Source organism: Priestia sp. SRI_019 (genome assembly GCF_057586255.1).
In genome coordinates, this window is sequence record NZ_JBYCZN010000001.1 from 157,296 (window position 1) to 179,769 (window position 22,474).

Below are 22,474 nucleotides of genomic sequence, written 5' to 3' on the forward strand. Positions count from 1 at the left end.
ATACATATGAAAGGGGTAATCCATATGACAAAGTTAGATGAAACATTGACAATGCTTAAAGCACTAACAGATGCAAAAGGAATTCCTGGAAATGAGCGTGAACCGCGTGAGGTTATGAAGAAATATATTGCACCTTATGCAGATGAAGTAACGACGGATGGGCTAGGCAGTTTGATTGCAAAAAAAGTAGGCAACGAACAAGGACCTAAAATTATGGTAGCCGGTCACTTAGATGAAGTAGGCTTTATGGTGACTCAAATTGATGAACGCGGCTTTATTCGTTTTCAAACGGTAGGCGGATGGTGGTCGCAAGTTATGCTTGCTCAACGCGTAACCATCGTTACATCTAAAGGAGAGGTAACGGGGATTATTGGCTCAAAGCCTCCTCATATCCTGCCTCCAGAAGTTCGTAAAAAGCCAGTTGACATTAAAGATATGTTCATCGATATTGGCGCTTCTAGCAGAGAAGAAGTAGCGGAGTGGGGAGTGAAACCTGGTGATCAGGTTGTACCTTATTTCGAATTTACGGTTATGAACAATGAAAAGATGCTGCTAGCGAAAGCATGGGATAACCGTATCGGCTGTGCAATTGCTATCGATGTATTAAAAGCTTTAAAAAATGAAAAACATGAAAATGTTGTGTATGGTGTGGGAACGGTGCAAGAAGAAGTTGGACTCCGAGGTGCAAAAACATCCGCTAACTTTATTGAACCGGATATTGCATTTGCTGTTGATGTCGGTATCGCTGGAGATACACCTGGTGTTTCTGATAAAGAAGCATCTTCTAAAATGGGAGATGGTCCGCAAATCATTTTATATGATGCTTCCATGGTTTCTCATAAAGGACTTCGAGATACAGTGGTAGATGTGGCAGATGAATTAAATATTCCATATCAATTTGATGCAATCGCTGGAGGGGGTACGGACTCAGGTTCTATCCATATTTCAGCTAACGGGGTGCCTGCACTTTCAATTACGATCGCAACTCGTTATATCCATTCTCATGCAGCGATGCTTCATCGTGATGATTATGAAAATGCAGTCAAATTAATTGCCGAAGTAATTAAACGTTTAGACCGAAATACGGTTAACGCAATTACGTATAATTAAAAAAAGCTCATTCTCCTAGGAGAATGAGCTTTTTGCTGTACATAGGAAAAGGCTATTTATTTTAAACCGTTTTCAAGCGTTGTCAGAATTTCTTCTTTTTCTGATTCTGGAGACTTTTCCCAAAGCACCTCAAATAAAACACCAAGTCCAGGGAGCATTTTTTCTTCGCCGCTTTGAATAGCGTCAGAAATTGTAGCTTCAAGCTCTTCTTTTGAGTTTCCTGAAACGTTTGCAATAACAGCATTTCGTAAATTAAGATCCATCATTTTCACCTCAGCTATCGTAAAGTTACCAATAGTTTTTGTTTTCTTTGCGATTTCTATGTACAATAAAGTGAAACTTATCTAATGATTATTGAGCAAAATGTAATCGAACTATTTATTTTTATATAGATAAAGGAGTTATGTTTGTGAAACAAATTGATTCAGTTAAAAATCCACAGGTAAAAGCGTGGAAAAAGCTGCATAATAAAAAAGACCGTGATAAGCAGGGCCTTTTTATGGTAGAAGGCTTTCATTTAGTCGAAGAAGCTATCAAAAATGAGGATTGCGTAAAGGAACTAATTATACGCGAATCGATCGAAGTGCCAGCACAGTGGAACATAGACGGTATCGAAATAACCGTTGTTAACGAAGCAATAATCAAATTATTATCTGACACCGAAACACCTCAAGGAATTATCGCTGTGTGTTTTCAAACGAAGCATGCAGAAATCATTCATACAGCGCAGAAAGTATTGCTTTTAGACGCGGTGCAAGATCCAGGTAACCTAGGTACGATTATTCGAACCGCTGATGCTGGGGGAGTGGACGCTATTATCGTTGGAGAGGGCAGCGTGGATGTGTACAACCCAAAAGTCGTTCGTTCAACGCAAGGAGCGATTTTTCATCTTCCAATTGTAAAAGGTGATTTACTCGAAATGATTTCACTGTTAAAAGAAAGAGGGATAGCGATTTACGGCACGTCGCTACAAAATGGAAAGGTCTATACACACATAAAACCTTCAAACGAATTTGCGCTGATTGTGGGAAATGAAGGAAACGGCGTAAGCGAGAAAGTGCTGGAACAAACGGATCAGAATCTGTACATTCCCATCTATGGAAAGAGCGAGTCGCTAAATGTTGCCATCGCTTCTGGAATCTTACTTTATTATTTACGCGGAATGTAGTTGCATCGAGAACGTGTTTTCACTATAATAATACAATAGTTACATATGTAAAAAACGATGAAAGAGAGCAGTAGCTTATGTCCGTTTATGCAGGGAGAAAATGCCGTGACTGAAAGCATTTTTATAAATGTAATAAGTGAATTCACCTCTTGAGTTGACACTTAGACCATCTTACATAGATGTAAAGGTGTTCCGGAGATTCCGTTAACTTGAATGAAGTGAACTGTATACGTCTGCGTATATAGTTAACAAGGGTGGTAACGCGACTAATCCTCGTCCCTTTTTTGGGAGGAGGTTTTTTTATTTGTCATTTTTTACGTTAAAAGGAGGAATAAGTGATGAAAGAACGTTTACAAGAACTTCAACAAGAAGCAATTGCAAAAGTCGAAGCAGCAAGTGCTTTAAAAGAATTAAACGACGTACGCGTAGCTTATTTAGGAAAGAAAGGCCCTATCACAGAAGTACTTCGCGGTATGGGAAAACTTTCAGCCGAAGAGCGTCCTGTAATGGGAGCACTTGCAAATGAAGTGCGTGAAGCTATTGCATCTAAAATTGAAGAAAAACAAACGGCGTTAGAAGCAGCTGAGGTAGAGCGTAAACTTGCTTCAGAAACAATCGACGTAACGCTGCCAGGACGCCCTGTTAAAGCAGGTACGCATCACCCGCTAACAAGCGTGGTTGAAGAAGTAGAAGATTTATTCTTAGGAATGGGCTATGAAGTAGCAGAAGGACCGGAAGTAGAGCAGGACTACTATAATTTCGAAGCGCTGAACTTGCCAAAAGGTCACCCAGCACGTGATATGCAAGATACGTTCTATATTACGGAAGAAACGCTTCTTCGTACGCATACATCAACTGTTCAAGCTCGTGTTATGAACAAGAATGAAGGCAAAGGACCTGTTAAAATTATTTGCCCGGGTAAAGTGTATCGCCGCGATGACGATGATGCTACGCATTCTCATCAATTCATGCAAATTGAAGGTCTTGTAGTAGACGAAAACATTCGTATGAGCGATTTAAAAGGCACGCTTGAAGTATTTGTGAAAAAGATGTTCGGTGCAGACCGTGAAATTCGTCTTCGTCCAAGTTTCTTCCCATTCACTGAGCCGTCTGTAGAAGTAGACGTATCGTGTGCAAAATGTGGAGGTAAAGGCTGTAATGTATGTAAACAAACAGGCTGGATTGAAATTTTAGGAGCAGGCATGGTTCATCCAAATGTCCTTGAAATGGCTGGATACGATTCAACTAAATATCGTGGATTTGCTTTTGGAATCGGTGTAGAGCGTATTGCTATGTTAAAACACGGCGTGGATGATATTCGTCATTTCTATACAAATGATGTTCGTTTCTTAGATCAATTTAAACAAGTATAAAGGAGGGACTACGATGTTTGTATCTTATCGTTGGTTACAAGAGTATGTTGACTTATCAGGCGTAACGGCAGAAGAGTTAGCAGATAAAATCACAAAAAGTGGAATTGAAGTTGAAGGTGTAGAAAACTTAAATAAAGGCATCAGCGGAGTAGTAATTGGTCACGTTGTAGAACGTGAACAGCATCCAAATGCTGATAAATTAAGCCGCTGTCAAGTAGATCTTGGCGGAGGAGAAATCGTTCAAATCGTGTGCGGAGCACCGAACGTGGCACAAGGTCAAAAAGTAGCGGTTGCAAAAGTGGGAGCTGTACTTCCAGGTAACTTTAAAATCAAGCGTGCTAAGCTTCGCGGTGAAGAATCGAACGGTATGATTTGTTCTCTTCAAGAGCTTGGCATTGAAAGCAAGCTTGTGGCAAAAGATTATCAAGAAGGCATCTTCGTGTTCCCAAGCGATGCTGAAGTAGGAGCGGATGCGCTAGATGCATTAAACTTAAACGATGAAGTATTAGAACTAGGGCTAACACCAAACCGTTCAGACTGCTTAAGTATGTTAGGTGTAGCACATGAAGTGGCTGCTATTTTACGTCGTGAAGTGAAGTATCCGTCAGTAAACGTGCAAACGTCTGATGAGCAAGCAGCTGATTATATTTCCGTTAAAGTAGAGGCAAAAGCAGACAATCCCCTTTACGTAGCGCGCGTTGTGAAAAACGTAAAAATTGCTCCGTCACCATTATGGATGCAAACGCGTTTAATGGCAGCTGGTATTCGACCTCATAACAACGTTGTTGATATTACCAACTATATTTTGCTTGAATACGGCCAGCCGCTGCATGCTTTTGACTATGATCGTCTTGGTTCAAAGGAAATTGTTGTACGTCACGCGTCAGAAGGCGAGAAGTTTGTAACACTTGATGACCAAGAGCGTGTATTAAAAGGCAATCAGCTTGTCATTACAAACGGAAGTGAGCCGGTAGCTCTTGCAGGTGTAATGGGCGGAGCGAACTCCGAAGTAAAAGACGATACGGTAAATGTTCTCATTGAATCAGCTTACTTCAAAGGCTTAACGGTTCGCCAAGCTTCAAAAGACCACGGTCTTCGCAGTGAGGCAAGCGCTCGTTTTGAAAAAGGAATTGATCCTAACCGTACGCGTGTAGCTGCTGACCGCGCAGCAGAATTAATGGCTGAATACGCTTCAGGTGAAGTGGTAAGCGGTAATGTAGAAGTAGATACACTAACTGTGGAACCTGCTGTTGTAGCTGTGTCACTTGGACGTATTAACGATGTGCTTGGTACAGAGCTATCAATGGAAGAAGTACAAGACATTATGAACCGTCTTCAATTTGAAAACAAAGTGGAAGACGAAACCATTGTTGTAACAGTGCCAACTCGTCGAGGCGATATTACAATTGAAGAAGATATCGTCGAGGAAGTAGCGCGTATGTATGGCTATGACAACCTTCCTACAACACTTCCTGTAACAGTGGCAACTCCAGGGAAGTTAACGGAGTATCAGCTTGGACGCCGTAAAGTTCGCCGTTTCTTAGAAGGTGCGGGACTAGCACAAACAACAACATATTCGTTAACGAGCGCTGAAAAAGCTACTCAGTTTGCACTAAATGCAACAAGTACCATTGGTTTAGCAATGCCGATGAGTGAAGATCGCAGCATCCTTCGTCAAAGCTTAGTGCCTCATTTGCTAGAAGCAGTGAAGCATAATAATGCTCGCCAATCGGATTCTATTGCACTATACGAAACAGGCTCAGTGTTCTTGTCTAAAGGTGAAGGAGAATTACCGGATGAGCAGGAGCGTGTAGCTGGGGCAATCACAGGTCTATGGCATGCTCACGGCTGGCAAGGTGAAAAGAAAGTCGTTGATTTCTATGTGATTAAAGGTGTACTAGAAGGGTTATTTGCACAGCTTGGTTTGGAGAAACGAATCTCATATGCTCCCGTTAAAAAAGACGGTATGCACCCTGGACGTACAGCGGCTGTATGGTTAGATGAAAAAGAAATTGGATACGTAGGTCAAGTTCATCCTGTTGCTCAGAAACAGTATGGTCTTCGTGAAACGTACGTATTTGAATTACACCTTCAAGAGCTATTAGCTGCAGATGTCGAAGAAGTTCGTTATTCAGCTATTCCAAGATTCCCATCTATTACACGTGATATTGCACTTGTGGTAGATAAAAACGTTCTTGCAGGAGAAGTTCAGCGCGTCATCTATGCGGTGGGCGGAGAACTTTTAAAAGACGTGACGGTATTTGATCTATATGAAGGAGAGCGTATGGAAGAAGGCAAGAAATCTGTAGCTTTCTCTTTACGTTACTTAGATCCTGAACGTACATTAACAGATGAAGAAGTAGCAAAAGCACATGGTGCAGTGTTAGAGGCTGTAGAAAAAGAATTTGGTGCAACACTTCGTTCATAAGAATAAGAAAAGAGATGTGGATTTCCACATCTCTTATTTTTTAGCTAATTTTAAAGCTTTTTCTGTATTAGCAAAATGAATTTTAGCTAAGGAGTTCAGCGCATTCACGCCATGTTTCTTAATGATTTTAGCAGCGGCGATATCAACTTGTGCGCCAGCTCCGCGAGGAATAACCATCCCGGTCTTTTCCGTCAGCAAATCCATTTGTTTTAAAAATGCGTATCTGGCAATAATGGAAGCAGCAGCTACAGATAAATGAACGCTTTCTCCTTTTGTGCTGAAAAAGACATTTTCTTTGATAATTTCTTTTTCCTTTGCCACATGTTTATAATAGGTGTTTTTTTCGACAAACTGGTCAATCAAAATGGCATCGGGTTTTTCAGGGTCCAATTTTTTTAACACGTTGGATAAAGCTTTGTTGTGTAACAGAGCTTTCATTTTACCTTGTGACATGCCTTTTTCTTGAAATGCATTATACTTTTCGTTATGTAAAACAAGCAAACTATAGGGAATAAACGAAACAAGCTGCTTGGCAATTTCAATGATCTTAGCATCCGTTAACTCTTTTGAATCTCGTACTCCTAATTCTTTTAACAAAGGAAGCTGCTCTTTTTGAACATAGGCAGCAACTACGGTCATAGGACCAAAATAATCTCCCGTCCCTACCTCGTCAGAACCGATGACAGATAGTGAGCTGAAGTTTGATGGGAGGTGTGAGACAGGAGCCTTTTTCGCAGCATCTAAAGGGCCTCCCCACTTAGCCGCTTCTGTTTCAGCTTCTTTTCCTTGAAAAAGTACTTTTCCAGAGCGATACGCAGTGATGGAACAGCCGGGAGTTTTAGCTGCAAAAATACTTCCCTGCGGAAGTTTGGGCTGTAGATAGGATGTGTAATGAATCTTCATTTTAGCTATTTGATCAGCTGATACCTTAATAACAGCATGTGACATAATGCTTCACTCCTTTCGGGGTATTTTAGTTTACTTTATAAGCACTATCCCTTATGATAGCTTAAATATAGATATGTTTCCATTGAAGTCTTCTTCGTGGTATGATAGGGATTAGGATTTTTCGTGGAACGGAGGATTTTCTCGTGTCAAGACAAGATAAAACACGTGCGACAGTTGACATCTTTGGTCAGCAGTACAGCATCGTCGGTAGCGAAAGTACAAGCCATATTCGACTTGTCGCCTCTATAGTGGATGAAAAAATGCGTGAAATCAGTACTAAAAACCCTTCTTTAGATATCAATAAATTAGCAGTATTAACAGCTGTGAATGCTGTACACGAATATATAAAACTGAAAGAAGACTATGAGAGACTTGAACAAAAACTTTATGGAAAAGAGGAATGACTGAGTCAATGCTTAATATCATTTTAATTATATTGCTTCTTTTAGGCTTTGTAACAGGTCTTAAAAGAGGATTTATTTTGCAGCTCATTCATATTGTCAGTTTTGCGGTTTCGTTTATCGTCGCTTATATGTTTAGTGGAGATTTGGCAAGCCGACTTCGCTTGCTGATTCCGTTTCCGGACAATATTCAGCAGCAAAGTGTCGCATCGTTTGTATTTGATTCTGGAACGATAGAAGACGCTTTTTATCGAATGATTGCATTTGCGATTTTATTTTTTGCTACTCACATTGTACTTCGCCTTGCAGGCTCTGTTTTAACGGCTTTAACCGAACTGCCAATTCTGCGCCAGTTAAATAAATGGGGCGGAGGTGCACTTGGATTCGTTGAAGTGTATATCATCGTTTTTATTTTGTTATACATTGGAGCCGTGATTCCTGTAAGTGAAATTCAAACGCCAATTCAACAGTCTTCAATTGCAATCAATATCGTACAAAATACTCCATACTTATCGTCTGCGATTCAAGATTTGTGGACTCAGTATGGTGTAATGTAATGAAATTACAATAGCTTGTTGAGAGGGTGTGTCGAAAGTGTCATAATACTTTTGAGATACCCTCTTTTTTTATCGCAGTCTGACCTGCGGTTTTCACGAGGATAAAAATATGTCTAGATGAAAATTTGGGAGAGTACATATGTCACTCATCATGTTTTTGAAAGTTTCGTTATTATGATAATAGGCTGGTGAAAAGAGATGAATAAAAAGGATATTATTAAATTGTTAGAAACAATTGCTACATATATGGAATTAAAGGGAGATAACCCTTTTAAAATTTCTGCTTTTCGAAAAGCAGCTGCAGCGCTAGAAACGGACGAGAGAACGCTGACAGAGATTGAGGATTTTACCAAGCTCCAAGGGATTGGAAAAGGAACGGCTGCAGTCATTACAGAGTATATGGAAACAAATGAGTCAAGCGTATTAGAAGAACTAAAGCAAGAAGTTCCTGAAGGACTTATTCCTTTGCTTAAGCTGCCGGGGCTTGGAGGTAAAAAAATCGCTAAATTATATAAAGAGCTAGATATTCAAGATATGGAATCACTGCATCAGGCCTGTATGGAAAATCGAGTGCAGGGACTAAGCGGTTTTGGTAAAAAGACAGAAGAAAAAATTATCGCTGCTATTGAAGAGTTTGGGAAGCGTCCTGATCGTTTGCCTCTTGCTTTTATGCTTCCAATAGCAGAAGAAATTTTAGAAGCCCTTAAACAGATGCACAGCATTGAGCGTTTTTCTCAAGCAGGGAGCATTCGCCGCATGAGGGAAACCGTAAAAGATCTTGATTTTATTATTTCAACAGCTGAGCCTCATGTTGTCCGTGAACAGCTAGTATCGCTGCCAAATGTGAAGGATATCATTGCAAATGGAGATACAAAAGTATCGGTAACGTTAGCCTATGAGTACGATGTGTCTGTGGATTTTCGTCTTGTAGAAGATAAAGCGTTTGCCACAACGCTTCACCATTTTACAGGGTCAAAAGATCATAATGTGCGTATGCGTCAATTAGCAAAAGACCGCAGTGAAAAAATTAGCGAGTATGGCGTTGAAAATGCGGAGACAGGCGAAGTCATGACTTTTGAGTCTGAACAAGCATTCTATGAACATTTTGGGCTGTCTTTTATTCCGCCGGAACTTCGTGAAGATGGAACGGAAGTAGATGCATTTGTAAAGCCTCAAACGCTTGTGACCTACGGTGCCGTAAAAGGTGATTTGCATATGCACTCCACGTGGAGCGATGGGGCGTATTCAATTGAAGAAATGGCGGAAGCATGTCGCGCACGAGGCTATGAGTACATGGCGATTACAGACCATTCTCAGTATTTAAAAGTAGCGAACGGTCTAACGCCTGAACGCATTCGTAAACAGCGTGAAGAAATTAATCGTTTAAACGCACAGTTCGATGATTTTACAATACTAGCAGGAATTGAAATGGATATTTTGCCTGATGCAACACTTGATTATGATGATGAACTGCTAGCTGAGCTAGATTTTGTTATTGCGTCCATTCACTCTAGTTTTTCGCAATCACGCGAAGAAATTATGAATCGCTTAAAGCAAGCGTTAAACAATGTTCATGTAGATTTAATCGCTCATCCGACCGGTCGTTTGATTGGTCGCCGCAACGGATATGATGTAGATATTGATATGCTGATTGAATTAGCTAAAGAGACAAAAACGGCTCTTGAACTAAACGCGAATCCAAACCGTTTAGATTTAGCTGCTGAGCACATAAAAAAAGCCCAAGAGGCAGGAGTTAAAATTGCTATTAATACAGATGCTCACAATCTAGACATGCTAGAGCATATGGAAATTGGAATATCTACGGGAATTAAAGGCTGGCTTAAACCAGAAACGGTATTAAATACGTATAGCCTCAAAGAATTAACCGCCTTTTTAAATCGACATAAATAAGCAACAGGAGGAATCAGTTTTGCAATCACGTATTTTTCATGTACTAGAGTTTAATAAAGTTAAGGAACAGCTTCAGAAAAAAGTAGCTTCTTCTTTAGGCCGAGAAAAAGTAGCGAATTTGATTCCCTCGACTCAGTATGAAGAAGTAGTCAAATGGCAGGAAGCAACAGATGAAGCGACAACCGTGCTGCGATTGCGTGGCAACGTACCGCTAGGGGGCATTTTTGACGTTCGATCTAGCGTGAAGCGCGCTGAAATTGGGGGAACGCTAAGCTCTAATGAACTTCTTGATGTAGCAAGCACTATTTATGCTGCAAGACAAGTCAAGCAATTTATTGAGCAAGTAGTGGAAGACGAAGATTTACAGCTTCCAATTATAACTGAACATATCGAAAAATTAATGCCTCTTCCTGAGGTAGAACAAACAATTAAAATGAGCATTGATGAAAATGGCACAGTGCTAGACGGTGCAAGCGACCAGCTAAGAGGCATTCGTCAAAAACTTCGCTCAACGGAGTCTCGTATTCGCGAAAAACTAGAAAGCCTTATTCGCTCCTCGTCTGCTCAAAAAATGTTGTCAGATGCGATTGTTACCATTCGAAACGAACGTTTTGTTATTCCTGTTAAGCAAGAATATCGCAGTGCGTATGGAGGCATTGTGCACGATCAGTCTTCATCCGGAGCAACTTTATTTATTGAGCCTCAGGCGATTGTGACGTTAAACAATGAGCTTCAAGAAGCAAAAGTAAAAGAAAAACAAGAAATTGAGCGTATTCTCATTGCTTTAACCCTTCAGGTAGCGGAAGTGGCAAATGAACTCCGTCAAAACGTGTATCTGTTAGGTGAGCTGGACTTCATGTTTGCTAAAGGACGCTATAGCCATGAGCTAAAAGCTTCAAAACCTAAAATGAACGACCGAGGCTATATTAAGTTAGTGAAGGCAAAACATCCTCTTATTGCACAGGAAGACGTCGTTGCGAATGATATTGAGCTAGGTGATCAATATACGTCTATCGTTATTACAGGACCCAATACCGGCGGTAAAACCGTAACGTTAAAAACACTTGGATTATTTACGTTAATGGCTCAAGCGGGTTTGCAGATTCCTGCGCTGGACGGATCGGAAATGGCTGTGTTTAAGCACGTATTTGCTGATATTGGAGATGAGCAGTCGATTGAACAAAGTTTGAGTACCTTTTCATCCCATATGGTCAACATTGTAGATATTTTACAAAAAGTAGATCACGAAAGTCTGGTCTTGTTCGATGAATTGGGAGCAGGAACGGATCCTCAAGAAGGTGCAGCGCTTGCGATTTCGATTTTAGATCAAGTATATGAAAAAGGAGCTCGCGTAGTTGCGACTACTCACTATCCTGAATTAAAGGCGTACGGCTATAATCGTGAAGGAGTGGTCAATGCTAGCGTAGAGTTTGATATTGAAACATTGAGCCCTACTTACAAGCTGCTGATTGGTGTACCCGGCCGAAGCAATGCGTTTGAGATTTCAAAACGTTTAGGTTTAAGTGCTGAAGTAATTGAACGTGCCAAAGGCTATATTGGCTCAGAAACAAATAAAGTAGAAAATATGATTGCCTCTCTTGAAGATAGCCGCCGTCAATCTGAACACGAGCTAGAAGAAGCTGAAGAGCTAAGAAAAGAGGCTCAGAAGCTTCATAAAGAATTACAGAGTCAGATTATTGAGTTTAATGAAAAACGAGATAAGCTGTACGAAAAGGCTGAAGAAAAAGCTCAAGCCACAGTTAAAGCAGCATCTGAAGAAGCAGAGAAAATCATTAGCGATTTGCGTAAAATGAGTCAAAAAAATCATGCGCTTGTAAAAGAGCATGAATTGATTGAAGCGCGTAAACGTCTAGAAGATGCAGTTCCAACTCTTGAAAAAAGTAAAAAGAAACCGGCTGCGCCGAAAAAACAAGAGCACACTCTTCAAGCTGGAGATGAAGTGAAAGTCTTAAGCTGGGGACAAAAAGGAACGCTTGTAGAACGAGTAAGCAATAATGAATGGCAAGTACAAATGGGGATCATGAAAATGAAGGTGAAGGAAAAAGATCTCGAATATATCAGTTCTCCAAAACCTGTAGAAACCAAGCCGCTTGCTACGGTAAAGGGAAAAGATTATCATGTAAATCTAGAATTGGATTTAAGAGGAGAGCGCTATGAAAATGCGCTGATCCGAGTTGAAAAATATATTGATGATGCTTTGTTAGCCAACTATCCGCGCGTTTCGATTATCCACGGTAAAGGAACTGGAGCTCTTCGTAAAGGCGTACAGGAATATTTAAAAAATCATCGTTCTGTTAAAAATATTCGTTTCGGAGAGGCTTCTGAAGGAGGTTCTGGCGTTACGGTTGTGGAATTTAAATAAAAGAACGCTGAAATAAAGGTATCAGTCGATGCGCTGAACAAGCATATATGAAGATAGAAAATCCGACATGGCCATGGACTATGCTGGGTTTTTTATCTCTTTTAAGAACGATACAAGTAAAGGAAAGAGACCTGTCAGTTCATTACGTGAAGTGTAATATAAATTAGGAGTGATGCAAAAATGAGGGATTTTTGGAAAGACCCGTATATTGAATCTGCCGCTTATTACAGCGTGGTTGTCTTGAGCATTGTCGTCTTTCTTGTTGTGTTTGAGCTCGTTACTAAGTATAAGAATTGGGAAGAGATTCAAAAAGGAAATATGGCTGTTGCGATGGCAACAGGTGGGAAAATATTTGGATTAGCTAATATTTTTCGCTATTCAATTGAGCATAACGACAATTTGTTAAGAATGCTCGGATGGGGAATATATGGATTCGTTCTTTTACTAGTCAGCTATTTTATTTTCGAATTTTTGACGCCGAAATTTCGAATCGATGATGAAATTGAACAAGATAACAGAGCCGTTGGGTTTATTTCACTTGTTATTTCAATCGGTATGTCCTATGTAATAGGAGCAGGGATAGGATAGGAGAGAGTGATGGAGAAGTTAGCGAAAATTTTACTCGTTTTATGCGGAGTGTTTATGCTTATTGGTCTTATCTATTTATCTATATAGCTTTTCCTAACATTATGATGACAGCAAAAAAGCTGGCCTTCAAGCAGGTCAGCTTTTTTATGATTACTTCCATACGTCTTCAGCAATTGAAATCACGTGCTTTACTTTATCCCACTGCTGCTCTTCAGTAAGTAAATTTCCTTCTTCTGTAGAAGCAAATCCGCACTGGGGACTTAAACAAATTTGATCAAGAGAAACAAATTCTGCCGCTTCAGCAATTCGTTTTTTCACTGCTTCAGGATCTTCTAAATCTCCAAATTTTGATGTGATAAGACCAAGGACAATCTGAAGATCATCTCGCTTTACATGTCGAAGAGGTTCGAATCCTCCTGAGCGTTCATCATCAAATTCTAAAAATAGTCCATCTACGTTTAACTGACTGAAAATAGCTTTTGACGCATTTTCATATCCGCCGCTTGCTGTATAAGTAGACTGGAAATTCCCTCTGCAAATATGCATTGTAATGACCATATCATCTGGCTTATGCGCAATGGATTCATTGATCGCATCCGTAAAACGTTTCAGTAATTCTTGGGGGGTGAAACCTTTTGAAGCGATTTGTTCTTGTCCTTTTTCTGAGAAAAAGACTGCCCACGCAGTATCATCTAACTGTAAATAGCGGCATCCGGCATCATAAAATGCTTGAATGGCTTTTTGATATGTTTTAACTAAATCAGCAAAAAATACATCCGTATCCGAGTAAGCAGACTCTTCAATATGACCTCTGAAAAACAGCATATTAGGACTTGGAATGGTGAACTTAGCTACGTGTTCTTTTCCAGCAGCTTGATGAAGAAATTTATAATCTTCAATCATAGGGTGGTGATTAAAATCTAGTTTTCCAGTCACTTTTATGCCGTGAGCTTTTGTTTGGACTCCGTGAAACTGAATTCCCGTCTCTGCTTCGTAAAGTTCTACGCCAACAAGCTCTGACAGAAAATCAAAGTGCCACCACGCACGGCGAAACTCACCGTCTGTGACGGCTTTTAATCCAATTTGTTTTTGCTTTTCTACGAGTTTACGAATTTCTTCATCTTCAATTGCTCGAAGCTGTTTCTTTGTCATTTCCCCGTTTTCCACTTGTAATCGTGCTTGCTTGATACGCTCGGGACGCAAAAAGCTTCCAACGTGATCTGCTTTAAACGGTCCTTTAGTCAATGTTGTTGTCAATTCATACAGCTCCTTAAAAAAATCTAATTTTTATTATATACAAAAAATTCGGATAATGTACAGGGGTAAATCCAATTTTTATTTATTACGCTGCAGGATGAAAGAGTGATTAGGTAGGAAAGAGAACATTGAATAACGATTGCATCTAAAAAAAGAATGAACTATAATTTTAATTAGAAAAATCTAATTTTTTATTTTTTTTTGAGGGAGAGGATGCGTGTGGAATCCACCGAAAAGATATGGCTTTCTCAATATCCGGATGAAATACCTGCTATGCTTCATTATGAACAAAAAAATTTAGCACAGCTTTTTGAAGAGGCAGTTCAAAAGGATCCTAAAAAAAGCGCAATCTATTTTCTAGGGAAAAAAATGACGTTTTCCCAGCTGCATCAAGATTCTCTAAAGCTGTCATCTTACCTTATTGAACTGGGATTAAAAAGAGGGGATAGAGTAGCCATTATGCTTCCAAATTGCCCTCAAGCAGTCATTTCCTTTTATGCTGTTCTTCTTGCCGGAGGAGTAGTGGTTCAAACAAATCCTTTGTATACGGAAAGAGAGTTAGAGTATCAGCTTAATGATTCAGAAGCGACCATGATTATTGCACTCGATTTGCTATATCCGCGTGTAGTAAAAATGAAAGCGTTAACAAAAGTGAAACACGTAGTCATCACCTCTATTCAAGATTATCTCCCATTTCCCAAAAACATAATGTATCCATTTATTCAGCGCAAGCAGCAGAAGATAAGCGTGGATGTGAGTCATACGGAGACTACTCATTTATTTAAACGTATTATAAATGAATCCTCTCCCGCAGTATGTAACGCTGAGGGAATTTCAGACGAAGATATCGCGATTTTACAATACACCGGGGGAACAACAGGTTTTCCAAAAGGAGTCATGCTTACTCATAAAAACTTGGTAGCCAATGCAACAATGTGTTCACATTGGTTATACCGCTGCAGGCATGGAGAAGAAAAAGTGCTTGGAATTATTCCATTTTTTCATGTGTATGGTTTAACAACGGTTCTTGTTCTATCGGTTTTGCAAAACTATGAGATGGTTCTTCTGCCTAAATTTGATGCAAAAACGACGCTCAAAACCATCCATAAGCAGCAGCCTACTTTATTTCCAGGTGCTCCGACAATTTACATCGCATTATTAAATCATCCTGATTTAGCAAAATACAACCTATCTTCCATTGATTCATGTATGAGCGGTTCGGCTCCCCTTCCTGTAGAAGTGCAGGAGCAGTTTGAAAAGATCACCGGAGGTAAACTGGTAGAAGGATATGGATTAACAGAAACCTCTCCTGTTACTCATGCTAATTTTCTTTGGGAAGAGAGAATACCAGGAAGCATTGGAGTGCCTTGGCCAGACACGGATGCCAAAATTCTCTCGTTTGAAACAGGTAAAGAAGCTGCTGTAAGCGAAGTAGGAGAAATTGCGGTTAAAGGTCCTCAGGTCATGAAAGGATACTGGAAGCAGCCTGAAGAAACGGAGGCTGTTATGCGAGACGGATGGTTGCTAACAGGTGATGTTGGCTATATGGATGATAAAGGTTATTTTTATGTAGTAGACCGAAAGAAAGATATTATTATTGCCGGGGGATATAATATCTATCCTCGAGAAGTTGAAGAAGTATTATATGAGCATGAAAAAATTCAAGAAGCTGTAGTAGTAGGTGTTCCTGACCCATATAGAGGAGAAACGGTGAAGGCTTACATTGTATTAAAAAATGGTGTAAGATGTACTGAAGAAGAGCTAAATGAGTTTTCCAGAAAGTATTTAGCTGCTTATAAAGTTCCGCGCCTTTATGAATTTCGAAATGAGCTTCCGAAAACAGCGGTCGGTAAGATTCTGCGACGAGCGCTGATTGATGAAGAAAATGAAAAGCATAAAAAGGCGACGTAATCGATCGTCGCCTTTGATTTTTTTCCTGAAACATAATTGACAGATACTTGCGGTTTCTTTATTATAAAGATATGAATGAATAATCATTCATATTTTAAAGGAGCGTATAAGATTGAGAAGAAATAAGCCAAAGTATAAACAGATTATCGATGCAGCTGTAGTAGTAATAGCAGAAAACGGATACCACAATGCTCAGGTTTCTAAAATTGCTAAGCAGGCTGGAGTTGCAGACGGTACGATATATTTATATTTTAAAAACAAAGAAGATGTCTTAATTTCTTTGTTTCAAGAGAAGATGGGACAATTTGTAGAAAAAATTTATGAAGAACTGGCGGGAATTGAAACCGCGGCAGAAAAACTTCATGTGTTAATTGACAAACATTTTTCGTTTCTAGCAGAGGATCATCATTTAGCTACAGTGACACAGCTCGAACTGCGTCAATCGAACAAAGATTTAAGATTGAAAATTAATGATGTATTAAAAGATTATCTGACTCTCATTGATTCTATTTTGCAGACAGGAATCGAAACGGGTGAGTTTTCTGAAAATATAGATATTCGTCTTGCGCGACAGATGATTTTTGGAACGATTGATGAAACTGTCACAACATGGGTAATGAACGATCATCGATATGGTCTAATAGAATCGGTAGATAAAGTCCATTCCCTGCTGTTAAACGGCTGCAGCGGCTCATAATCGTAAGTGAGCCTGCTGCTCCCCTGCGAGGGGAAAAAGCGCAAGGTAATGAAAATAGAAAGAAAGGGTGGCGTAAACAAATGGAGATTATCCAGGTTGAAACTGTTGATGCAATAAGCTTCATTACGTTAAATAGACAACCTGCTAACGCTTTGTCTCAAGCTTTATTAAAAGATCTTTCAAGTGTTTTGAAACATTTGGAAGATAGTAAAGAGACAAGGGTTATCGTTATTAAAGGTGAAGGGAAATTTTTTTGTGCCGGAGCTGATATAAAAGAATTCACATCACTTCAGCAGGAAAAAGAATACGAGAAGCTTGCTGTTAACGGTCAAGAGCTCTTTGAGTATATTGAAAATTACCCAAAACCAGTGATTGCAGCTATTCATGGAGCTGCTTTAGGCGGAGGATTGGAGCTTGCTATGAGCTGCCATATCCGTTTGGTAACAGAAAACGCTAAGCTGGGCCTGCCTGAGCTTCAGTTAGGAATTATACCAGGGTTTGGAGGAACTCAGCGATTGCCTCGTTATGTAGGAGTTCATAAGGCTTGTGAGATGATGCTGACAAGTGATCCAATATCCGGAAGCGAGGCAGTGGAGTTAGGATTGGCAAATGCAGCTTTTGAAGAAAGTCAGCTTATCAATGAAACATTTTTACTTGCTAGAAAAATTGCCAAAAAAAGCCCAATCTCTGTTAAAGCTACCTTGCAGCTGCTTCAGCATGTAAAAACAGATGCTTACTACAGCGGCATTAAAAAAGAAGCGCAGTTTTTTGGAAGCGTATTCAAAAGCCGGGATGCTCAAGAAGGCGTAGCCGCTTTTATTGAAAAGCGCCAGCCTAAATTTTTAGGAAAATAAGCTTAGGAGGGGAATTGAATGAATATTTACGTGTTAGTAAAAAGAACATTCGATACAGAGGAGAAACTTTCATTAAAAAATGGTCAAATTGTTGAAGATGGGGCTGAATTCATTATTAATCCTTACGATGAGTATGCAGTTGAAGAAGCTATTCAGCTAAAGGAAAAGCATGGCGGGGAGATTACGGTCGTGAGTGTAGGAGGGGAAGAATCAGAAAAAGAACTCCGAACAGCTTTGGCTATGGGAGCAGATAAAGCGGTTTTAATCAATACGGAAGATGACATAGAAGATGGCGATCAGTACACGACTTCTAGGCTGCTGGCACAGTACTTAAAAGAACAATCTCCTGACTTGATTTTGGCAGGAAACGTAGCGATTGACGGAGGTTCGGGCCAAGTGGGACCGCGCGTAGCAGAACAGTTAGAAATCCCTTATATCACGACCATTACAAAATTGGATATCGAAGGTGAAAAAGTAACTGTTGTACGCGATGTGGAAGGTGATTCCGAGGTTATTGAAACGTCGCTTCCTCTTTTAGTAACAGCTCAGCAGGGACTTAACGAACCTCGCTATCCATCTCTTCCAGGGATTATGAAAGCGAAGAAGAAACCGTTGGTTGAAGTGGAATTGGATGATTTAGATTTAGATGAAGATGATGTAGAAGCAAAAACAAAGACAATTGAAATTTATTTGCCTCCGAAAAAAGACGCAGGACGCGTATTACAAGGAGATATAAAAGATCAAGTGACAGAACTGGTCAATTTACTGCATAAAGAAGCAAAAGTCATTTAATAAGTCAAAACAATGGGGGTATTGCAATGGGACGCAAAGTGTTAGTTCTAGGAGAAGCACGTGATGGGGGATTACGAAACGTATCGTTTGAAGCGATTTCCGCAGCATCTACTGTAGCTGACGGTGGAGAAATTGTTGCAGCGTTAGTAGGAAAGAACGTAAAAGCTTTAAGTGAAGAGCTTATTGCGTACGGAGCAAATAAAGTTGTTGTGACGGAGCATGAAGATTTAGCTGCTTATACATCAGATGGTTACGCTCAGGCGTTATTAGCCATCATTGAAAGTGAACAGCCTGAAGCTATCGTATTTGGCCATACGGCTCTTGGCAAAGACCTAGCGCCAAAACTGGCAGCTCGCTTAGACAAAGGACTTATCTCCGATGTGACGGATGTAGAAGTTGGAGGGGATCAAGTAGTCTTTACCCGCCCAATTTATTCTGGTAAAGCATTTGAAAAGAAAATCATGACCGATGCTTTTACGTTTGTCACGATTCGTCCAAATAATATTTCACCGCTTGCAAAAGAAGAGGGACGTACAGGCGATGTAGAGGATTTAAATGTTGAAATCAAAAACCTGCGTACAGTTGTAAAAGAAGTTGTACGGAAAGCAACGCAAGGGGTTGATTTATCCGAAGCAAAAGTCGTGATTGCAGGTGGTCGAGGTGTAAAAAGCACGGAAGGTTTTGGACCTCTCCAAGAACTAGCGGACGTGTTAAATGGAGCTGTTGGGGCATCTCGCGGAGCGTGCGATGCAGATTACTGCGACTATTCTCTTCAGATCGGTCAGACGGGCAAAGTAGTCACACCAGATTTATACATTGCCTGCGGAATCTCAGGAGCCATTCAGCATTTGGCCGGCATGTCAAATTCAAAAATTATTGTTGCCATTAACAAAGATCCTGAAGCGAATATTTTTAAAGTAGCTGATTACGGAATCGTTGGAGATTTATTTGAAGTGGTGCCTCTACTAACGGAAGAATTTAAAAAGCTGAAAGTACAGTCTGCGTAAGAGGCTGGGACAAAAGGATTTTAGACGAAGTGAAAAACGAACCATTGATCAAGATGTTTGATTAGTGGTTCGTTTTTTTGTTGGGGTAAACTTTATGTGTGTGGGTCTTTCTAGCAGTTGATTTCTGTGCCAGACTCCCGGGGAAAGCGAAGTCTTGCATAGAAATCAACTGCGGTGGCACAAGCGGTTCAGCCTTTGTATACTATTTGTTCACCTTTAGATGGAATTCATTTCGTTATGTCTCAACCTCACGGAAAACGAAATTTTCTACGTATGTTTTTATGTGAATTGTACAAACTAGAGCGGAGAATAAACAGTATAAATGTAAGCAAAAAGTTAGCAAACCTTATTTGAAGGTGATATACTGTGAGTAGAATTTGGATATTGCATATATTTAGGAGGAATTAAAATGGCTATTGCACATGCTACAGATAAAAACTTTACAGATGAAATTAAATCAGGCCTAGTGCTTGTTGACTTTTGGGCACCATGGTGCGGACCTTGTAAAATGATTGCTCCAGTTCTTGAAGAAATTGATGGCGAACTTAACGATAAAGTTAAAATCGTGAAAGTAGACGTTGATGAAAACCAAGAAACAGCTGGAAAATTTGGTGTTATGAGTATCCCAACTTTAGTATTATTTAAAGATGGAGAGAAAGTTGACCAAGTAGTTGGTTTCCAACCAAAAGAAGCATTAACAGAATTAATTAATAAACACGCGTAAGTCAAAACCTAGCTCAGGCTAGGTTTTTTCTTTTTCTCCACTTTTTCTCTTTTGGGAATACTTTTATTTAGCGAATATGCGTTCGTTTGTTTTATACTAGATGTAAGGAACACCGTCATAAATCCGGCTTATGTGCATGTATTGTAAAGCAGGAAAGAATGTAGGTTACGCTTCATAAGCGAATGTATAGATGGACAGAGTAAGAGAAGAGGAAGGAGAAAAGTATGAATGATTATTTAAAAGAAAAGCTGGCTATTTTACCGGATCAGCCCGGCTGCTACTTGATGAAAGATAAATATGGAACGGTCATTTACGTAGGAAAAGCAAAAGTATTAAAAAATCGAGTGCGCTCCTACTTTACCGGATCTCATGACGGAAAGACGCTTCGACTTGTAAACGACATTGTCGACTTTGAATATATCGTCACATCTTCTAATTTAGAAGCGCTTATTTTAGAAATGAATTTAATTAAAAAGCATGATCCAAAATACAATATTATGCTTAAAGATGATAAGGGCTATCCCTTTATTAAGATTACAGCTGAAAAACAGCCCCGCCTTGTTATTACAAGAAAAATAAAAAAAGATAAAGGGAAATACTTCGGTCCTTATCCTAACGTCCAAGCTGCAAATGAAACCAAGCGGCTTCTTGATCGCATTTATCCACTAAGAAAGTGCTCTACCATGCCAGACAGACCTTGTTTGTATTACCATATCGGGCAATGTCTAGCTCCTTGCGTAAAAGAAGTAAAAGAAGAGCAAAACAAACAAATTATTGAAAATATCACGCGGTTTTTAAATGGTGGATATGAGCATGTCAAAACAGAGTTAACTGAAAAAATGTTAAAAGCTTCAGAAGAACTTGACTTTGAACGGGCTAAAGAATATCGAGATCAAATTGCTCATATTGAAGCGACAATGGAAAAGCAAAAAGTAACGTTTAATGATTTTGTTAATCGAGATGTGTTTGGCTATTCTTATGATAAAGGCTGGATGTGTGTTCAAGTTTTCTTTATTCGCCAAGGGAAATTAATTGAGCGAGAAGTTTCTATGTTTCCTTTTTATAAAGAGCCAGAAGAAGATTTCTTAACTTTTATCGGTCAGTTTTATGCCAAAAATATTAAGCCAAAAGAAGTGCTGGTTCCAGCAACGATTGATGCAGAGTTAGCTGAGAAATTAGTAGAAGTAGAGGTTCAGCATCCAAAGCGAGGCAAAAAGAAAGAATTAGTAGAACTTGCGTGTAAAAATGCAAAAATTGCGCTCGGTGAAAAATTCTATTTAATTGAACGAGATGAAGAGCGCACGGTCGGCGCAGTTGAACGGTTAGGAGAAGAGCTTGGAATTGCAGCGCCTTACCGGATTGAAGCATTTGATAACTCAAATATTCAAGGGACAGATCCCGTTTCTGCGATGATTGTTTTTGTTGATGGGAAACCGGAAAAGAAAGAATATCGCAAATATAAAATTAAGACCGTAAAGGGACCAGATGATTACAGTTCCATGAGAGAAGTCGTTCGCAGACGGTATTCCAGAGCGTTAAAAGAAGGTCTTCCGCTTCCAGATTTAATTGTTGTAGATGGAGGCAAAGGGCATTTAGCTGCAGTACAGGACGTTCTCGAAAATGAATTGGGACTTTTAGTGCCTACAGCAGGTCTTGTCAAAGATGATAAGCACAGAACCTCCAACCTGATGATTGGTGAGCCTCCTCAAATCATACCGCTTGAACGCAATAGTCAAGAATTTTATTTGCTTCAGCGAATTCAAGATGAAGTTCACCGCTTTGCGATTACCTTCCACCGTCAAGTGCGCTCTAAGTCCGCTTTTCAGTCTGTTCTGGACGACATTCCGGGAGTGGGAGAAAAGCGTAAAAAAGCTTTGTTAAAGTATTTTGGTTCGGTGAAAAAATTGAAAGAAGCAACGGTTGATGATATTCGAAATTCAGGTGTTCCTCAAAACATCGCTGAAAAAATTTATGAAACATTGCAAAAATAGTCTTGAAATAATAGAAAATATTTGATAAGCTATTAACTAATTTCATACGACACTTCATCAAATGAAGTGAAGATAGAGGTGCAAATTTAATCAGTACGTATCAGGAAGGGTATGAGCTCTTATGAATGATGCGGAAAGGGAAATTTGCCGAAGTGAACATTACCTCATAGTAATGATTGCTGGTTCTGCGTTGAATAAACGTAGGATTGTCAAGATGTAGATTCTTGGAGAGCTATCTCACGGCAGTGGACGGTTATGTTTTATAATTTTCGTTCGTTAAGCAATGAGAGCTCATCTCATTGCTTTTTTTATTGTCTGAGTAAAAAAATTTAGCTTCTCATCATCCTGCATATGCAAATTTATTGAAAAGGAAT

The 22,474-nt window shown here is 39.7% G+C and carries 19 protein-coding genes, 1 riboswitch and 1 other annotated feature; of the genes, 16 read left to right on the forward strand and 3 right to left on the reverse strand.

Features of this window, described 5'->3' with window-relative positions; genetic code table 11:
* Positions 1-24: 24 nt before the first annotated feature.
* Positions 25-1,110, forward strand: a complete 1,086-nt coding sequence (locus tag AC2YJL_RS00785; RefSeq protein WP_028410532.1) for a M42 family metallopeptidase — start codon at positions 25-27, stop codon at positions 1,108-1,110.
* Positions 1,111-1,166: 56 nt separating this feature from the next.
* Here the strand turns inward: AC2YJL_RS00785 and sspI are convergent, their stop codons facing one another.
* Entirely contained in the window at positions 1,167-1,373 is a 207-nt protein-coding gene (sspI, locus tag AC2YJL_RS00790; protein ID WP_013059420.1) for a small acid-soluble spore protein SspI, read from the reverse strand.
* A gap of 140 nt (positions 1,374-1,513) precedes the next feature.
* On the opposite strand from sspI, the gene AC2YJL_RS00795 reads away from it, so the two are divergent.
* The 3 genes from AC2YJL_RS00795 (at position 1,514) to pheT (ending at position 6,079) form a co-directional block, all read left to right on the forward strand.
* Positions 1,514-2,278, forward strand: a complete 765-nt coding sequence (locus AC2YJL_RS00795; RefSeq protein ID WP_251568869.1) for a TrmH family RNA methyltransferase — start codon at positions 1,514-1,516, stop codon at positions 2,276-2,278.
* A gap of 48 nt (positions 2,279-2,326) precedes the next feature.
* Positions 2,327-2,562 (forward strand) — a binding site (T-box leader).
* Between the two features lie 54 nt (positions 2,563-2,616).
* Positions 2,617-3,651: a phenylalanine--tRNA ligase subunit alpha gene (gene pheS / locus AC2YJL_RS00800; RefSeq protein WP_014458064.1), complete on the forward strand. Its 1,035-nt coding sequence runs from the start codon at positions 2,617-2,619 to the stop codon at positions 3,649-3,651.
* Positions 3,652-3,664: 13 nt separating this feature from the next.
* Positions 3,665-6,079 carry a phenylalanine--tRNA ligase subunit beta gene (pheT, locus tag AC2YJL_RS00805; protein WP_251568868.1) on the forward strand — a complete coding sequence of 805 codons (2,415 nt, stop codon included), beginning with the start codon at positions 3,665-3,667 and terminating at the stop codon, positions 6,077-6,079.
* Positions 6,080-6,112: 33 nt separating this feature from the next.
* Here pheT and rnhC read toward each other — a convergent pair whose 3' ends face one another.
* Complete coding sequence (gene rnhC, locus AC2YJL_RS00810; protein WP_251568867.1) at positions 6,113-7,027, reverse strand: ribonuclease HIII; 915 nt, start codon at positions 7,025-7,027, stop codon at positions 6,113-6,115.
* Between the two features lie 143 nt (positions 7,028-7,170).
* Between rnhC and zapA the strand changes: the two genes are divergently transcribed.
* The 5 genes from zapA to AC2YJL_RS00835 all read left to right on the forward strand — a co-directional run bounded on the left by zapA (position 7,171) and on the right by AC2YJL_RS00835 (position 12,867).
* On the forward strand, positions 7,171-7,431 hold the full coding sequence (gene zapA, locus AC2YJL_RS00815; RefSeq protein ID WP_013059415.1) for a cell division protein ZapA: 261 nt from the start codon (positions 7,171-7,173) through the stop codon (positions 7,429-7,431).
* The gene (locus tag AC2YJL_RS00820; RefSeq protein ID WP_014458067.1) at positions 7,428-7,985 is read left to right on the forward strand and encodes a CvpA family protein; all 558 of its coding nucleotides are present in this window, start codon (positions 7,428-7,430) and stop codon (positions 7,983-7,985) included. The genes zapA and AC2YJL_RS00820 overlap by 4 nt, the downstream gene beginning before the upstream one ends.
* A 198-nt stretch (positions 7,986-8,183) precedes the next feature.
* Entirely contained in the window at positions 8,184-9,896 is a 1,713-nt protein-coding gene (gene polX, locus AC2YJL_RS00825; protein WP_407818570.1) for a DNA polymerase/3'-5' exonuclease PolX, read from the forward strand.
* A gap of 19 nt (positions 9,897-9,915) precedes the next feature.
* A complete protein-coding gene (locus AC2YJL_RS00830) occupies positions 9,916-12,279 on the forward strand; it encodes an endonuclease MutS2 (RefSeq protein WP_487374612.1) in 2,364 nt (787 codons plus the stop codon).
* 180 nt (positions 12,280-12,459) lie between these two features.
* The gene (locus tag AC2YJL_RS00835) at positions 12,460-12,867 is read left to right on the forward strand and encodes a DUF350 domain-containing protein (RefSeq protein WP_013059411.1); all 408 of its coding nucleotides are present in this window, start codon (positions 12,460-12,462) and stop codon (positions 12,865-12,867) included.
* 150 nt (positions 12,868-13,017) lie between these two features.
* Here AC2YJL_RS00835 and AC2YJL_RS00840 read toward each other — a convergent pair whose 3' ends face one another.
* Complete coding sequence (locus AC2YJL_RS00840) at positions 13,018-14,124, reverse strand: 5-methyltetrahydropteroyltriglutamate--homocysteine S-methyltransferase (RefSeq protein WP_195695836.1); 1,107 nt, start codon at positions 14,122-14,124, stop codon at positions 13,018-13,020.
* 213 nt (positions 14,125-14,337) lie between these two features.
* Between AC2YJL_RS00840 and AC2YJL_RS00845 the strand changes: the two genes are divergently transcribed.
* The 7 genes from AC2YJL_RS00845 to uvrC all read left to right on the forward strand — a co-directional run bounded on the left by AC2YJL_RS00845 (position 14,338) and on the right by uvrC (position 22,100).
* Positions 14,338-16,035 carry an AMP-binding protein gene (locus AC2YJL_RS00845; protein WP_195695837.1) on the forward strand — a complete coding sequence of 566 codons (1,698 nt, stop codon included), beginning with the start codon at positions 14,338-14,340 and terminating at the stop codon, positions 16,033-16,035.
* Positions 16,036-16,147: 112 nt separating this feature from the next.
* Positions 16,148-16,732, forward strand: coding sequence for a fatty acid metabolism transcriptional regulator FadR (gene fadR, locus AC2YJL_RS00850; protein ID WP_013059408.1), 585 nt, complete (start codon positions 16,148-16,150; stop codon positions 16,730-16,732).
* Positions 16,733-16,812: 80 nt separating this feature from the next.
* The gene (locus tag AC2YJL_RS00855; protein WP_195695838.1) at positions 16,813-17,586 is read left to right on the forward strand and encodes an enoyl-CoA hydratase; all 774 of its coding nucleotides are present in this window, start codon (positions 16,813-16,815) and stop codon (positions 17,584-17,586) included.
* A gap of 18 nt (positions 17,587-17,604) precedes the next feature.
* Positions 17,605-18,378 carry an electron transfer flavoprotein subunit beta/FixA family protein gene (locus tag AC2YJL_RS00860; protein ID WP_016765685.1) on the forward strand — a complete coding sequence of 258 codons (774 nt, stop codon included), beginning with the start codon at positions 17,605-17,607 and terminating at the stop codon, positions 18,376-18,378.
* Positions 18,379-18,404: 26 nt separating this feature from the next.
* Complete coding sequence (locus AC2YJL_RS00865) at positions 18,405-19,385, forward strand: electron transfer flavoprotein subunit alpha/FixB family protein (RefSeq protein ID WP_050688591.1); 981 nt, start codon at positions 18,405-18,407, stop codon at positions 19,383-19,385.
* Positions 19,386-19,794: 409 nt separating this feature from the next.
* A complete protein-coding gene (gene trxA, locus AC2YJL_RS00870; protein WP_013059404.1) occupies positions 19,795-20,109 on the forward strand; it encodes a thioredoxin in 315 nt (104 codons plus the stop codon).
* Between the two features lie 224 nt (positions 20,110-20,333).
* The gene (uvrC, locus tag AC2YJL_RS00875; protein WP_060745466.1) at positions 20,334-22,100 is read left to right on the forward strand and encodes an excinuclease ABC subunit UvrC; all 1,767 of its coding nucleotides are present in this window, start codon (positions 20,334-20,336) and stop codon (positions 22,098-22,100) included.
* A 65-nt stretch (positions 22,101-22,165) separates the two neighbouring features.
* Positions 22,166-22,343: riboswitch (Lysine riboswitch) on the forward strand.
* Positions 22,344-22,474: the final 131 nt, after the last annotated feature.